The 15,851-nt window shown below is 60.2% G+C and carries 13 protein-coding genes; 5 read left to right on the forward strand and 8 right to left on the reverse strand.

Annotated features, from left to right (window positions below; all coding sequences use genetic code 11):
• Positions 1 to 68: 68 nt before the first annotated feature.
• The gene (locus BV911_RS05470) at positions 69 to 764 is read left to right on the forward strand and encodes a hypothetical protein (protein ID WP_205963804.1); all 696 of its coding nucleotides are present in this window, start codon (positions 69 to 71) and stop codon (positions 762 to 764) included.
• A gap of 96 nt (positions 765 to 860) precedes the next feature.
• On the opposite strand, the gene BV911_RS05475 is transcribed toward BV911_RS05470, so the two are convergent.
• From BV911_RS05475 to BV911_RS19960, 7 genes are all read right to left on the reverse strand, one after another.
• Entirely contained in the window at positions 861 to 2,153 is a 1,293-nt protein-coding gene (locus tag BV911_RS05475; protein WP_086052584.1) for a sigma-54 dependent transcriptional regulator, read from the reverse strand.
• Positions 2,150 to 3,943, reverse strand: coding sequence for an ATP-binding protein (locus BV911_RS05480; protein ID WP_086052585.1), 1,794 nt, complete (start codon positions 3,941 to 3,943; stop codon positions 2,150 to 2,152). Before BV911_RS05480 ends, BV911_RS05475 begins: the two co-directional genes overlap by 4 nt.
• Before the next feature lie 5 nt (positions 3,944 to 3,948).
• Complete coding sequence (locus BV911_RS05485; RefSeq protein ID WP_086052586.1) at positions 3,949 to 4,347, reverse strand: DUF1850 domain-containing protein; 399 nt, start codon at positions 4,345 to 4,347, stop codon at positions 3,949 to 3,951.
• Complete coding sequence (locus tag BV911_RS05490) at positions 4,344 to 6,416, reverse strand: TRAP transporter permease (RefSeq protein ID WP_086052587.1); 2,073 nt, start codon at positions 6,414 to 6,416, stop codon at positions 4,344 to 4,346. The genes BV911_RS05485 and BV911_RS05490 overlap by 4 nt, the downstream gene beginning before the upstream one ends.
• A 79-nt stretch (positions 6,417 to 6,495) precedes the next feature.
• Positions 6,496 to 7,443: a TAXI family TRAP transporter solute-binding subunit gene (locus tag BV911_RS05495; RefSeq protein ID WP_240512159.1), complete on the reverse strand. Its 948-nt coding sequence runs from the start codon at positions 7,441 to 7,443 to the stop codon at positions 6,496 to 6,498.
• 276 nt (positions 7,444 to 7,719) lie between these two features.
• Positions 7,720 to 9,096, reverse strand: coding sequence for a VPLPA-CTERM sorting domain-containing protein (locus BV911_RS05500; protein ID WP_086052589.1), 1,377 nt, complete (start codon positions 9,094 to 9,096; stop codon positions 7,720 to 7,722).
• A gap of 246 nt (positions 9,097 to 9,342) precedes the next feature.
• Complete coding sequence (locus BV911_RS19960) at positions 9,343 to 10,410, reverse strand: glycerophosphodiester phosphodiesterase family protein (RefSeq protein ID WP_086052648.1); 1,068 nt, start codon at positions 10,408 to 10,410, stop codon at positions 9,343 to 9,345.
• A 613-nt stretch (positions 10,411 to 11,023) separates the two neighbouring features.
• Between BV911_RS19960 and BV911_RS05510 the strand changes: the two genes are divergently transcribed.
• The 3 genes from BV911_RS05510 (at position 11,024) to BV911_RS05520 (ending at position 13,882) form a co-directional block, all read left to right on the forward strand.
• Positions 11,024 to 11,995: a TRAP transporter substrate-binding protein gene (locus tag BV911_RS05510; protein WP_086052649.1), complete on the forward strand. Its 972-nt coding sequence runs from the start codon at positions 11,024 to 11,026 to the stop codon at positions 11,993 to 11,995.
• 74 nt (positions 11,996 to 12,069) lie between these two features.
• A complete protein-coding gene (locus BV911_RS05515) occupies positions 12,070 to 12,588 on the forward strand; it encodes a TRAP transporter small permease (protein WP_086052590.1) in 519 nt (172 codons plus the stop codon).
• Positions 12,589 to 12,598: 10 nt separating this feature from the next.
• Positions 12,599 to 13,882 (forward strand): TRAP transporter large permease, encoded by a 1,284-nt coding sequence (locus BV911_RS05520; RefSeq protein ID WP_086052650.1) that lies wholly within the window; start codon positions 12,599 to 12,601, stop codon positions 13,880 to 13,882.
• Positions 13,883 to 14,022: 140 nt separating this feature from the next.
• On the opposite strand, the gene BV911_RS05525 is transcribed toward BV911_RS05520, so the two are convergent.
• A complete protein-coding gene (locus tag BV911_RS05525) occupies positions 14,023 to 14,808 on the reverse strand; it encodes a MipA/OmpV family protein (RefSeq protein WP_086052591.1) in 786 nt (261 codons plus the stop codon).
• A gap of 422 nt (positions 14,809 to 15,230) precedes the next feature.
• Between BV911_RS05525 and BV911_RS05530 the strand changes: the two genes are divergently transcribed.
• Positions 15,231 to 15,851 carry a nuclear transport factor 2 family protein gene (locus BV911_RS05530; protein WP_139840036.1) on the forward strand — a complete coding sequence of 207 codons (621 nt, stop codon included), beginning with the start codon at positions 15,231 to 15,233 and terminating at the stop codon, positions 15,849 to 15,851.

Below are 15,851 nucleotides of genomic sequence, written 5' to 3' on the forward strand. Positions count from 1 at the left end.
AAAAGCGTCCTGCAACTGAGTCGGACGAATAAGGGCAAAAGCCCACAGGCAGTCACAGGAGCGGGCCGATGTTAGCTACACGACCCTTAGGGCAGGGGGCTGCCTCTAAGAAGTATGATATGCTCACCGCTCTGGGTGCCTATGCCTGTGCTGGTAGCAAGTTCCAACATAAACTGGTTCTGCGGTTTATTACCCTCGTCACCGCCCGTTATAACTGGCAACGCGATGAACTGTCGATTGGCAGAACAGAAATCGCGCGGCTGTGGCAAGTCAACGAACGGACCGTCAAGCGTGAACTGGCGAAGCTGAAGGACCTGGACTGGGTCACCGTCAAGCGGCCAGCCGCACGGGGCAGGGTAACAACCTATAGCATCGACTGGGCCATAATACTGCGTGACACCCGGGAAAGCTGGGACAATGTCGGACCGGATTTCACACAGCGTCTGACCGGTCAGGTTCTGCCAGAGCCACGCCCTACAGTGATTGCTTTTCCGGGGCCGACCCTGTCAATTGACGGCGAGACGGAATGGGACCAGGCGCAAGGCATACTGGCGCGCGAAGATCCGGCTTTTCACGCCAGTTGGCTAACAGCGCTGCGCCGACGTGAGTTGCGGATGGATGTTTTACTGTTGCAGGCACCGACCGCTTTTCACGCCCAATATCTAACGATCCACGCGTTGGACCGGTTGTCCCGAGCCGTGTCAAAAGTGTCGCCAAAAGTTCAGCGCGTTGTTGTGCTGTCACCATCTGGCGCTGAGGGATAACCTTAGACACTCAAGGTGTGCGCTCGGCTTTCCCATCCGGGCATTGCAGGACATTCGTCGCTCGCTGCCTTGATCCAAGCGGACGCGAGTCCGAAATTACGACTTGATGCCTTGCCGGTTGATCTTTGCGCTGAGCGTCCGGCGCGGGATGCCAAGCTGCGCGGCGGCCCGGGCGGTGTTCCCGCGGCATTGTTCGAGGACCCGTTCAATTTCCATAGCCTCGAACCGCGCGACTCTGTCCTTCAAATTGCCCTGCGGCGCATTCGTTTCGGTGAGTGCACCAGCCAGACCGAGAACCTTCCGCCATGCGGTTTGCCGCAATTCGTGGGCATTGCCGGGCCAGTGATGATTTTGCAGCGCCTTGCGATCGGCAAAGTCCACACGCGGCACAGGCACGCCATGGCGGGCGGCCGCTTCGGTCAGGAAATGCGCATATAATACCGGAATGTCCGGGGCGATCTGGCGCAGTGGAGGCAGCGAAATCTCGACCCCGGCCAGACGATAATATAGATCCTGCCGAAACGTGCCTTTCGCGATCAAGCCGCGCAGGTCTTCGCTGGCAGAGGCGACGATCCGTAAATCGACCTCCAGTGGGTGCTGCGCGCCAAGCGGTTCGATCTGCCGGGACTGCAGGAGCCGCAACAACAAGGGTTGCAGATCCAAAGGCATCTCGTCGATCTGATCAAGGAACAAGGTGCCACCCTCGGCCATACCGACACGCCCTTGGTGCAACTGACCCGACCCATCGACACGCCCAAACAGGTCGGCACCGAACCCGCTGTCGGGAAGTGCGGCGCAATTGATCGTGCTAATCGGCCCGGCGCGGCCTGACAGTGCATGCAAACTGCGCGCGGCCAGATCTTTGCCAGTTCCGGTTTCGCCCAGCAGGATCACATCAACCGGAAGCGCTGCGATCTCGGAAAGTTGCAGGCGAATGGCCGCCATTACCTTCGTGTCACCGACCAGTTGCGCCTCTTTGTCCTTCAGGCGCTGCCGCAGCCTCTTATTCTCGGCATGCAGGCGCCCGGCGGCAAGGGTGCGATCTACGACGGTCAACAGGTGATCGGCATCATAGGGCTTTTCGAGGAAATCCTGCGCGCCTTGCTGGATGGCCCGAACCGCCTGACCAACGTCGCCATGACCGGTTAGCAGGACAACAGGCACATCGATGCCTGCGGCGCGGACCGCTTCAAGTAAGCCCATTCCGTCAAGACCGGGCATCCGCAGGTCTGACAGGATCAAGTCCGGAACATCTGTGGCGATGGCATCCCGGGCCGCGATGCCGCCGGGCAGACCGGTGGCCGTGTGCCCGGCGGCGGAAATGAGATCGCACAGGCTGTCGCGATGATCGGCGTCATCATCGACGATCCAGATGTTGGCGGAGGTCATGCTGCGGTGGCCCTGTTGCTGTGGCTGGCATGGGGCATCGACAGGATTGCGCATGTCCCTGCGCCGGGTGTCGATGCATAGGTCAGGCTGCCGTGAAAATCCTCGACGATGGACTGGCTGATCGACACGCCGAGACCTAGGCCCTCGCCTTGTTGCTTGTGGCTGAAGAAGGGTTCGCCGATTTTGGCGAGCGCCACAGGATCGAGCCCGACACCATTATCGGTGACGCAGACGATCACAGCGTCAGGCGTCACTTTGCGGGAAATTGTGACCCGGCCATCGGGTTTGGCCACGACGGCATCAAGCGCGTTGAGCAACAGGTTGACCAGAACCTGTTCGAGACGCACCAGACCGCCCATCACCGGGGGCGCGGTGCCGTCAGATTGCTGGGTCAACGCAACCCCAATGGCCTCGGCGCGGTGGCGGACAAGGTCAACGGCGTTTTCGATTGCCCGATCCATGTCAACGGGGGAGAGCGTGCCGGTGTCTTTACGGCTAAAGCTTTTCAGGTGCTTGATGGTCCGCAACATCCGCCGGATATGACCGCGTGCCGCGTCGATGCGTTTCAAGGTGGCAGGGTCGGGCTTGGTGGCGCCAATGGTGGCCGCGGCCAATGTTGCCTCCATTGCCGCTAAGGGTTGGCTGATCTCGTGGACAATGGCGGCGGACATGCGGCCAAGGGCGGCCATTTTCTCGGCATGGATCAGCGCGTCCTGTGCGCCTTTCAACTCGGTCTCGGCGGCGATCCGGGTTTCAATCTCGGCGGCAAGCTCGCGCGTGCGCTGTGCGACCCGCTGCTCTAGCAACTGGCCTTGCCGCAATCGCATGTCGACCAGCCGTCGCCGCTGAAACAGCGTCTGCATGAACAGCGCAGAAACAATGGTCGTCAGCCCGAAGATCGCCGCCACGGCCAGCGCTGTGCGCCACGCCCCCGCTACCGGGCTGGCCAAAATCACTTGCCAATCTTCCGGGGCCATTGCGACGCGCCGGACCAGAAGCGGGCGACCCATGACGTCCACCGGACGGCCGTCGTCCAGTTTTGCCGGATCGACCGTTACCAACGGCATTGCGGCGTCAAGATCGGCGCCATCGTAGCGGCGGGTCTCGGCGATCCGTGCGCGTGCTGCAGGCCCAAGCTTAAATAGCGGCTGATAGAGCCAGTCCGGCTGGCCAGACAGGAACACGATCCCATCTGCGTCGGCGATGGCCGTATCGACAGCGGCCTGACGCCATGCGGCCTGCAACGGTGCCAGATCGATTTTGACGACAAGCACCGCCATGGTGCCGTCGGCGAAATCCACGCGGCTCGACAGAAAATACCCCGGCCTGCCGGTGGTGACGCCGATCGCATAAAACCGACCCATTCCTGTGGCCACCGCATCTGTGAAATAGGGCCTGAAACTATAGTCGCTGCCGACAAAACTGTCCGGGGTGTTCCAGTTGCTTGCGGCAATGGCGATGCCGGACTGATCCAGAAGATAGAGTTGATCTGCGGCTGATGCTCCGGCGACCCCTTCAAGATAGCGATTGGCTGCGGCGATCAATGGGGCGCTTTGCGGGTCCATGATTGCCTGCCGGATCCGGATGTCCTGTTCGGCCACTTCCGGCAGATAGCGAAAGCGGTCGATTTCGGTCTCGATGGACCGACGCGTCAGGGTCAGGGATTGGTCTAAACGGTCGGCAATGCGGCCGATTGCAACGCCATACGCCCCGAAGCCCGCGCCCGCAGCAACCAACACTGCGAAGCACAACACGACAGGGGAGGTGCGGGTCTGAAGGGCACGGATCATGGCGGTCAGTTTTGCATGATCTCGTCCCGGTGGACAGGCGCCATGTCACAGGGGGCAGGGGCCAATGTGATCGGCTTTCCCGCGTCCGTGCCGATATCCCGGCAAACCCCATCGGCGCAGAGCGTCCAGCCCTGGCCGGTCGCCCCTGAGGCCGCAAGGGTCAGTGCGGGCACGCTGAGGTGCCCTGGCGACACCCACCAGCCGTCTTGCCAGATGGCGTCTGGCCCCGGCTCCATTCCGGCGCCAGAGCCTTTGATCCGGGATCGAAGCAGTGTCAACGCGGTGGGTGTGACGCGCCAGTCTTCTTCCCACACGACCCGTTCGACCGAGTGGGTCCAGTGTAAAGTGAACCCGCCCGCGGCCAGTTGCAGTACCACTGCACCGACCGCGAGGCAGGCACTCATGCCGTGACGCGGGGCCGGGTCAAGAACACTGCCCCAACAAACACCGCGGCCAGTGCGAAGCCGATCTCATCGGTCCATGGCAGGGCGGCGATCAAGGTGATTGCAGCAATGACCCCAAGGACCCGCAACGGCCAGCCCAGCGGGTGACCCAACCAGCCGATCACGGCCGCGCCCCACATGCCGATACAGACCAAGGTCTTGAACACGATATAGGCGACCGCAGGCCAATAGCCGATCGCCTCGGCCAAGGGACCGCCCGCTTGCAGCATCAACGCCGGGGTATACACCGCCATGAACGGAATAACGAACCCCGCTGCGGCGACTTTGATGGCCTCGAGACTGATCTTCAGCCCGCTTTCCTTGGCAATGGGCGCGGCGGCAAAGCAGGCCAGCGCGACCGGGGGCGTGAGATCCGCGAGGATCCCAAAATAGAACACGAACATGTGGCTGACGATCAACGGCACCCCAAGCGCCAGCAGCGCCGGACCGGCGATCGACGACGTGATGATGTAGTTCGGAATCGTCGGGATCCCCATGCCCAGCAGGATACAGGTGAACATCGTCAGGATCAGGCTAAGCAGCAGGCTATTCTGACCGACCGCAACGATGAACTGGCCGAACGTGTTGGCCGCACCAGTGAGGGTCATAGTGCCGATAATGATGCCGACCAGCGCACAGGCAACACCCACCGGCAGCGCCGTTTTCGCGCCTTCTGCTAGCGAATCCCGGCACAGGAGTAGGGTCTCCCGGCCCCCTTTCGAGATGGCGCACCACAGGATCAGTGCCGCCAGCGCCGCAATCAGCACGTTGATGCCAAATTGCAAGAATCCGGCCGCCACAAGACCAAGACACATCCAGAAGATGACGCGCATTGTCCCCGCAGGCAGGTTCAGGACCACCGATCCGCCAAGGATCAGCAGGACCGTCAGTCCAAGACCGATGGTGCCAGCAAACAGCGGCGTGTAGCCACCGAACAGCAGGTAGACCAGCACCCCAAGTGGCACCAGCAACATCCAGTTCTTTTTGATCGCGTCGCGCGCTGACGGCAAATCCGCCTTGTTCAGGCCGCGCAGGCCATAGCGCCCGGCCTCAAGATGGACCATCCAGAAGGCGGATGCGAAATACAAGATCGCCGGGATCAGTGCGGCTTTGACAACTTCAACGTAAGGAACGTCCAATGTCTCGGCCATGATGAAGGCCACAGCGCCCATCACCGGCGGCATGATCTGCCCGCCCATGGATGCCGTCGCCTCGACGCCGCCAGCAAAGGCGGGCCGGTAGCCGAATTTCTTCATCAGCGGGATGGTGAATTGACCGGTGGTGACAACATTGGCCACGCCAGACCCAGAAATGGTGCCCATCAAGCCTGAAGAGACCACCGCGACCTTGGCCGCCCCGCCTTGTTTATGGCCGAACATGCCCATGGCGACATCGGTGAACAGGCGGATCATGCCGGCGCGTTCCAAGAACGACCCGAACAGGATGAACAGGAAGATGTAAGTCGATGAGACGTAAGTCGGAATGCCGTAGATGCCCTCGGTGCCATAGGCCATGTGGTCGATGACTTGGCTAAAGCTGTAGCCGCGATGGTTCAGCGGCGACGGCAGGTACTCGCCAAACAGGCAATAACCCAAAAACAGCCCCGCAATCAGCGGCAAGGCAAAGCCCATCATCGTCCACGCGGCCGAGAACACGACGATCAGTGCAATCACGCCCATGATGATGTCTTGGGTCAGCGGCCGACCGGCCCGCAAGATCAGCGGCTGGTATTCCCACCATTGATAGAACGCCACCGCCACACCTGCGGCGGCAAACCCCCAAGCCAATGTCCGCAGCGGCAACGACACTCCGCGCCCATAAGCGATCAGCGGAAATGCCAGCAATGTCAGAAAGCCGACGTGAAAGGCGCGGGTGATTTGGCTGGGTAGATCGACGATATGGGCTGCTGTGACGATCTGAAAAATCGAGAAAACGATGGCGATCCAGAAGAGCAGGCGACCCATCGCGTCGAGGCCAAAGGACACCTCATGCCCCTCCAGCGGATCTGGGGGCGAAACGGTATTGGACATCGGACTTACCTTTAAGAGGGCTGATAGAAATGAACGGCGCACCACCGGGGCGCGCCGTTATCGACAAGTGGGCCTAGGCCTACTTGATCAGACCTTGTTCGCGGTAATAACGCTCGGCACCGGGGTGCAGCGGGATCGGCATGCCGGCAATCGCATTGGCGATGTCGATCTGCTTGGCAGCCTGATGGGATGCGGCCAGCGTGTCGAGGTTCTCAAACAGTTGCTTGGTCATTGCATAGGCGATGTCGTCACTGACATCTTCGTTGGTGACCAAGAAGTTTGAAATCGAAACCGTCGCCACATCTTCGGTTTGACCGTCATAGGTTCCGGCTGGAATCGTGGCCGCGACGTAAGGTGCGCCCAGTGTTTCAGCGACCGATGCGGGCACGGCGACGACGGTGATCGGCAGCGAAGACGCCAGATCGCGGATCGATGCGACCCCAAGGCCCGAGGATTGCAAGGTGGCATCCAGCTGACGGTTTTTGATCAACTCGACCGATTCAGCGAAGGGCAGGTATTCCACTTTGCCCAGATCGTCATAGCTCATGTCGAGCGCACCGAAAATGGCGCGGGCGTTCAACTCTGTGCCCGAGGCCGGAGCGCCGACAGACAGGCTTTTGTCTGCGAGACCGGCAAAGTCCGTGATGCCGCTTTCGCCACTGGCAACGATCTGAATATAGTTGGGATAAATCGCCGCGATGCCGCGCAACTTGTCCAGCTTTTGTGGAAAGCCCGCATCGGCATCACCAGCCCAAGCCGCCGCCACCGAATCCCCAAGGGCAAAGCCCAACTCGCCGCGACCGTCTTGCAGTAAGTTCAGGTTTTCAACACTGGCCTTGGTCGACTGCACCTGGGTCCGAACGCCGTCGATCTGTTCGCCATAAATATTGGCAAGACCTGCACCCAGCGGGTAATACACGCCGGACGTGCCACCCGTCAGCACGTTGATGAATTCCTGCGCTGACGCGGTAAAGGGTGCCGCAATCAGCGTCGATGCCACGACACACCCGCGCAACGCGGTTTTCATATTGATCATCTTCTTCCTCCCAGAATTGCGGGCTACCCGGTGGGACGCCCGCGTGCATTCTTGATCATTGCACGGTTTTCCGGCAAGGGAATGTTACCAATAGACACCGAATTATGTAGCAAAAAACGACCCGCCCCTTGGCAACAAATGGCCAGATGTCCGAAACTGGACGGCCAGAGCAGCGGGGCGGGTCGTTTACATTCGGCGATCCGCGCGACATCCTAGAGGCGTTGTCGGGCGGATCGCCCCGCAAGAGTGCGGCGGCGGATAGGTGCGTTAGGCGCGGCGGCGGCGCATGACGCCCAGACCTCCCACAGCCATGCCCAGCAGCCAAAGTGAGGCGGGCAGGGGAACCGGTGCTGGCGCGGCCGACAGGACCTCGTAACGCAGGCCATTCGCCGTTCCTTGCTGGAACCCGGTCCAATAGGTGTGGTCGTCGTTGAACGACCCGTCTGGGTTCTTCGACCAGACACCATCGCTGCCGATGCCCAGCAAATCAAGGTAAGCTTGCTTGCTGTTGTCGCCCTTCAACTCGGCGTCCAACCATGCCGTCGCGAAATGTTGCCCGACGTTGTTCATGAATACCGTATCCCACACAGCGTCGGTGTAATGACCCGATACGCCCGCCGTATAGCTTTCCAGCGGTGCAGGGATCGGCGCAACAGTGTTGTGGCCGCCGCCGTCAAAGGTCAGCAAGGCGCGGTCGACGCTTGTGGCCCCTTCCCAGATCGCACGCACGCCATTCTCATAGCCGGACGTGCGGTCGGCAGAGCCGGCCATGAACAGCATGGGAATGTCGATCCCGGCCAAGCCGTCGGCGTCCCAGAACCCCGCGTTCATGCCCCAAGGTCCGATGGCGATGGCCGTCTTGATGCGCTCGTCGGGAAGGGCGTTGTGGGTGTCGCTTCCCTGCTGATGGATCGCCAGCGTATCATGCGGCGCATAAGCGGTGGACGCCTCAGTCACGCCGCCACCTGCGGTCACGATCGTGCCATAGCCGCCCATGGAATAGCCGATCAGGCCGGTGTTGTTGGTGTCGATCATCCCGGCAACGCCGGAGGTATGGTCACTGTTGAGCCGGGCCATCTCATCCAGAACAAACAGTTGATCCAGCGACCGGTTGACCAAGGTCGAGGCGAAGTTGCCTTGGGTCCGGTAGGTGGAATCGGTATGGTCGATTGAGGCAACCACATAACCCTTAGAGGCAAGGTTTTCTGCCAAGTGGGACATTAAGAACCGGTTGCCGGGATATCCGTGGCTCAACAGAACAAGCGGCAGCGGCGCCGAGGTCTCGGCGGCAGCGGCATCGCGCATCGCCCGGCCCTCTAGGGTGACCTCGGTGATGCCATCGCGCAGGTACGCGTTGAACGACGTGTCGCCTGTCGCGCCTTCGGCCGCAGGATACCACATTTCCACCGCTAAGGACCGATCATAGGTCGGATAGTCGTCCGGTTTCGGCGCTGACGGATCAATGGCCAGCATGTCGATCTGATCTTTATTCACGAACTCGAAAGTGCGTACCCCCACCGGCATGCCACCATAGGCCGCCAACTCGGGTGCATCAGCCGACTGCCCGTCAATTCTGTTTTGGGCCGCAAGGGGTGTTGCGGCCGCCGCTGCAATCAAAATGGTTGAAAAGACGACGTGATTCATCAAAAATGCTCCATAATCGTGGGGGAGGGCTCATTATGGCCCGGAGGCATAGGTCTGTCGGACGAGGCCGCCCAGCGGTGCATGCCGCTCCGCTGGGCGGAGCGGCATGCACCGATAACGGCGATCGTTACGGCGAGCCTTCTGCGCTTTTAACATTGCGTCAAGCGCGGAAGCCAAGACGCGGGACGGTGAAATTGGGTGTTGGGGGCACCATCCAGTTGCTCCCAACGGTTCCTGCTCAGATGATCAGGCGGCTTTGCGGCGGCGCACCATGACGAGACCACCCAAACCGGCCATCAGCAACGGCAGAGCTGCCGGAAGCGGCACGGGGGCAGGGGCATTTGCGTCGACAACAAGGCGACCAAAATCGGTATAGTCGGTAAAGAACCCGTCCAGCCCCCAGTCGAGCATCGGCTGGATCATATCGAACGCGGCCGCTTCGCTCAGCGGGCGGAACGTATAGGCGTGTACAATCAGACCCAGATCATGGGCGGCGGTGATGAAAGCTTCAGTAATGCCGCCAGAGCTGACACCGACGCCATCAGCGACGCCCGCAATATCGGTCAGGGTGTTGAAGCCGTCCGACCCATAGACGCCATACTCACCGTCGACCGTGTACACAGAGCCCAGTTGTGCGAAGCTTGCGCTTACGCCCTGTTCGTCACTTGCTTCGGCCATCTCGATGATGGAGTTGAACACGAAGGATTGCAGGATGACCTTGTCGGAGGGCTCATCATAGCCCTTGTCTTTCAGCGTGGCGACGATCGCCTGGTTCTGTGCCGAATTATAGGGCGTCTTGGATTCCGGGTAGATCCCAATCTCGGTGCCATTGGTGGTATTATATTCGGTGAGCAGGTCAAGCACTTCGCCCAGCGTCGGGACCTTGTAGGCATCGGTCATGCTGGGGGTGAAGCCCGGGTAGGTGGAATCGGGCGAGGACAGTGCGCCGGTCGGAACCACGGTCAGGGATTTAATCTCTGCCAGTGTGAAGTCAGACACTTTGTAGCCGCCGTTGCGGGCCTCAAAGATGGCGGCCACATTGGTGGTGCGGCTCAGGGTGCTGTCGTGCATTGCGACCAGCGCGCCATCGGCGGTCATCTGGATGTCAGGCTCAATGTAGTCCGCGCCCATTTGCATCGCGAGCTCATAACCGCCCAAGGTTTCTTCGGGCAGATAGCCGCTGGCACCACGGTGGGCAACAACAACCGGCGCTTCGCCAGACAGCGTATTATACAGTGAAGCAGCGCCGGCCATAGGTGCGGAAAATGCAGTGGCCATCAACGTCGCTGACACCAGCGTCAATTTGGACATCATCAGTGGAATTCCTTTAATCACTTGTCACAACTCAGAGCGGTTGGATGAAGGTGTTCCTGCCTGATGTAGTTAACGGCAGGGCGAAAATTTGGTGACATCTTGGTAACTACCGGATCATTTTTCTCAAAGATCGCAGCGTGATCGTGGGGCGGAGCCGTTGGTCTGCCGGTAAAGCGCACGCCGGGCGTGGGGGTCACACAGCCGGACATGTGGGATGGTATGGCGGCGGGGGGCTGACGTGGCCGATCTGGCCATTCTTGGTTCGACATGGAAATCGCCCTGCAAAACGTTGCGCTCGGAGAGGATCGCGGTTGGCACGACGTCTCGCCTCAGTTTCGCAATCGCAGCTACCGACGCACGGATAACCGACGACGGGGGCCGTGTGCTTTGGGGCAGTGCGGTGAACGTGGGGCGGGGCAGGGGATCATCTTGTGGCGGACTAAAAGGTCTCGGCGGCCGAGCGCCCTTGGGGCAGAAACCAAGGGCCGCCCGCTGTGGAAGACCCGGACGCCCGCGTGCTTGCCTTTACAATCATCAGCCAATGGGGAAAAAGACACCAGTTAACATAAACTCAGCCTTATTTTTGGCCAAACGAAGCGGATTGAATATCGTGATGAACCTACCTGCTTGTGCCGCAACACTTTCTCTGATCGCAGGTGCGGCCTGCGCTGACGTGACCGACGTTAAAATCGGCTATGCTCTGGCTGAGAATTCACATTATGGCGCCGGCGCGCACGCTTGGGCAGACGCCACCGAGGCGGCAACTGATGGGCGCTATGAATTCGTCGAATTCCCCTCGTCGGCACTTGGTGGCGAACGGGACGTTCTGGAAGGATTGCAACTGGGCACTGTCGAGGCCACCATCGTGTCCTCTGGCGTCCTGTCGAACTTCGTTCCCGAAGTCGGCGTGTTCGACGTTCCGTTCCTGTTCCGTGATTTCGATCATGCCCGCGCCGTTCTGGATGGCCCGATCGGTCAAGACATGCTGGCCACGTTCGAAGATCAGGGTCTGGTCGCACTGGCTTGGGGTGAACAGGGCTTCCGCCACATCACCAACAACCGCCAAGCCATCAACACGCCCGAGGATCTTGCCGGCCTGAAACTGCGCACCATGGAAAACCCGGTGCATATCGAAGCGTTCCAGACGCTGGGTGCCGCACCGACCCCGATGGCGTGGCCCGAGGTGATCTCGGCGCTGCAACAGGGCACCATCGACGGGCAGGAAAACCCGCTGTCGGTGATCGTGTCGGCAAAGCTGAACGAAGTGCAAACCTATCTGACGCTGTCGGGGCACGTCTATGCGCCCAACATTCTGTTCGTCTCGTCGATCTTCTGGGACGGTCTCGATGACGCCGACAAGGAAGCTTTCCGCGCTGGTGCCGTCGAGGGCGGTCTGGCCATGCGCGCCTTTGTCGATGCTGCCGAAACCAACGGCGTCGAAGCGATGACCGCAGCCGGGATGCAGATCAATGCCCTGACCGCCGAGCAAAAAGACGCGATCAAGACGGCGCTGGCTCCGGCCTATGCCGATTACGCCGTGACCTTTGGCCCCGAGCTGCTGCAACAGATCGCAGACGTTCAGTAAATCGGCGCCATAGATGATCTTAGGGCGGCTCGCACAGGGCCGCCCTTTGCCGTGATCGCGCGCACCGGAGAGAGATGATGATCCTCGAAAAACTGTTTCTTGCCCTGAACCGCTGGGCCGTCATTGGCACGCTAGCGGCGATGTCGTGTATCATCTTCGCCAATGTGATGCTGCGCTACCTGACCAATAATTCGATCATCTGGGCCGAGGAAGTGTCGCGCTATTTGATGATCTACATGACCTTTCTGGGGGCGGGCCTTGCCTTGCGTGAGGGGCTTCTGGTGGCGATCAGTCAGGTGCACAGCCGCTTCGCCCCCAAGCTGAGGTTCATGCTGCGTCTAACAATTCTGACGGTGCTGATCGTCTTTTTCGGCTGGATGATCCTTGCCGGTGAAACCTATGTCACGCGGATGGGGCGGCAACTGACCCCGGCCACCCGCATTTCCTTTGCCTATATTTATCAGGCGATGCCGATTGGCTTTGGGTTGCTGCTGATTCACACCTTGCTGATCGCGCGGCGCTTTCTGACCGAAGGCCGCTTCGACGCCAACCTGCCCGACGCCCATGGCGGCGTTAGCGGCGCCAGCGGATAACGAGACCCCGATGACCCTGACCCTTGTTCTGCTGTTCACGATCTTCCTGATCGTCGGATTTCCCGTCGTCTTCGCACTGGCGATTTCCGCCTTCGGTGCCGTACTGATCGAAGGTCGGTATCCGGTGATCGTGGTGGTGAAAGAGATGTTCACCGGATTGGACAGCTTTCCCCTGATGGCGGTGCCGTTCTTCGTTTTGGCGGCTGAGTTGATGACGGGCGGGGCGATGACCACGGTCCTATTGCGGTTTGCCGCCCAGTTCTTCGGACGGGCCCGGGGCGGGCTTGGTTATGCCAATGTGCTGTCGTCGACCTTGTTCGCCGGCATTTCCGGCTCGGCGTTGGCTGATGCTGCCGGTCCCGGCGCGATGATGATGAAGATGATGGAGAAAGAGGGGTACCCCAGATCCTATGCGGCTGCCCTGACCGCGTCGGCCGCGGTGGTCGGGCCGATCGTGCCGCCGTCGATCACCATGATCATCTATGCCATGCAGGACGAACGGGTGTCGGTTGGCGGGCTGTTCATGGCGGGCATTCTGCCGGGCATCCTAATTGCGTTTGTCATGGCCGGGATCAACTTTATCCAAAGCTCGCGCCACGGCTATCGTTCGCAGTCGCCGGTGCCGCCATTGCGGGTGATCCTGCGCAACACGTGGCAGGCTTTGCCCGCGCTGTTTCTGATCGTCTTCGTGATCGGCGGCATCCGGGGCGGTATCTTCACCCCAACCGAAGCGTCCGTGGTGGCGGTGTTCTATGCCTTGCTTTGCGGGATGTTTGTCTACCGGTCCCTTAAACTGTCGGCATTGCCGGGGATCCTTTTGACCGCCGGCCTGACATCAAGCGCAATCCTGATGATCCTTGCGGCGGCGCGGGCCTTTGCGTGGGTTTTGATCATTGAGCGTATTCCCCAAGACGCAGCGCAGTATATCATCGACTTGAATCTGTCGCCGGTGGTGTTCCTGCTGGTCGTGAACGTGGCGCTGCTGATCTTCGGCTGTTTCATGGACCCGCTGCCCGGCGTCATGATTATCGTGCCGATCTTGGCACCGATTGCTTTTTCCATGGGGATCGATCCGACCCATTTTGCCATTGTGGTGATCGTCAACCTGACCATGGGGTTGGTCACGCCCCCGGTCGGCAGCTTGTTATTTGTGATTTCCTCGGTCGGGCGGATCCCGGTGCCTGAGATCCTGAAGCAGATGCCGATCTTTTTGGTCGGCAACATGGTGCTGCTGATGATCCTGAGCTTCGTTCCGGCGATCTCGACCTGGTTGCCGCGCGTCTCCGGCTTCTGAGCCTTCAGGCACAGGACTGGGGGCGCCCGTTGCGCCCGAGCAGGTCATGACGGGGGAGTTGATTAAGCTATTCATTGGACGGTGGCGATCCACATTGGTATGCCCATTGCGGTCGATCAGCCCCTAATGAGGCGGGGCTGTTACCAAAGCCGCGCCAATCCTACTCCGGCATAAACTTGGTCCCGTGTCCGGACCACGCCGCTGCCTGCGGCGTCATCCAGAAGATACGAATACATAAATCCGGTGCCAATCGCCCATTTCCGGCTGACCGGTTGGACAAAAAGCGCCGTCAACCGTACGTCGCGCCAGCCCTCTCCCGCAGAGTAGACGGGCAAACCGCTGGCGGCGGCCCCGCTGGAATCGATGGAGAAATAGGTGTCCATATAATCTTCGGAGGCCCAGCTTGAGGCCAGCCCGATCCCCATCGCGGCGTGTTCCCCCACCGGCAACCACCGCCGAACATTCACGTCGGCAACGAAGCCCTGATCGGGGCTGGTTGCGTCTTGCAAGACGCCGGCCCCAATCCGCCATCGGTTCCGCGGGTCCTCGCCGCCAGCGAACGAATACCCGACAAAGGCGCCCAACCCAATTGACATGGGGATCTCTGGAAGCGCATCTACCGCGTCGTCTTCAACGTCTGTTCGACCAAACCGCAAAATCCCAGCGGGACCCGCCGACCAGTTTGGATCATTGATCAGGTTCACGTTGAGATAATTGGCCTGCAGGCTCACATACCGATGCCCAAAACCCCATTGCCCCGCCGGGGCCGCCGCCCAGACCTGATCATCCGAGCCAATATATTGTGGTCCTGCCCCGACCCCGACCATCACGAAATCAGGAAAGCTGGGTAGGCTAAGCAATGGGCTTTCTGCAAATCCCGGGCTGGCCTGCAGGACTGCAACAAAAAGAAACGTTTGGGTTTTCAAAAAATGTCCCTTGTCGTTCTGGCTTTGGACACTCGTCTTGAAATTGTCCGTTAGGTAAAATCTTTGGTGGCGACTGATGAACCGTCCTCGTAAGTTGCTGCATACCGCGAAAACCGCCAATGTCCAAACCCGCAGCACGATCCGGCGGCGCAGCGTCGCAGGGGGGAGTGTTGGCCATGCGTGACTGCGGTTTCAGATGCCCTTCGTGGGTCTGAACCCAGTCCGGTGATCTTGCAACGGCGCGGGCGCCGGGTCACCTTTCGGTATGTTTTTAGGTTCCAGTGCCTGTTTGTGACGCAGTGCAGAGGGATTTTACTGAATGTCGCGTCCCGCCCACATGCCAGGCTTGACCATGGCCAGTCTGTGGCGACACGATTACCGATCAGAAGTTCGGTAATCGAACGCATTGAAAAGGTGTTGTCATGGTCAAACCCGTCTTGTCTGCAATCGTCCTCGTGGCGGCGCTGGTGCCTGCGCTGGGACGCGCCGAGGCTGTCCGGCCCAATGTGGACTTCGCCGGAGTGGTGGAACCCGTTGGCAGCAAACGGGCGGCCATGCAGGATCTGATCTTTGATCTGGCAACGGCGTGGGCCGATTGCAACGTCGAGGCCATGACATCGGCTGTCGCGGATACGGTCAAGTTTTCCTATCCGACCACGGCCTATGAAGGGAAGGCGACCATGCTGAAGGATCTTGAAACCTTCTGCGGTCAGGCCACCGATACCAGCATCTTCTTTCCTGCCGATGCCTTCTACATCGATGTCGATAGTGGCCGGATCGCGGCTGAGTTGCAGTTTCGGACCTTTCAACGGGGCAATCGCCAAGTGGTCAACGATGTATGGGTCGCGACGATCGCAGACGACAAGATTACTGTGATCAAGGAATATTTGGATGGTCGGGTGAAAGACCTGCAAGCGCAGGGCGTGCTGCAACTGGAAGAAAGCCCCGAGTTCCTGACACCATGGCCGCCGCGCACCGAGGCGTGGGAGGCGTGCTTCCCGATTGCCAAATCCGCGCCGATTAACACCTGTCCGCCGACCTAA

The sequence above is a fragment of the Pseudoruegeria sp. SK021 genome, assembly GCF_002119405.1.
GTDB lineage: Bacteria > Pseudomonadota > Alphaproteobacteria > Rhodobacterales > Rhodobacteraceae > Meridianimarinicoccus.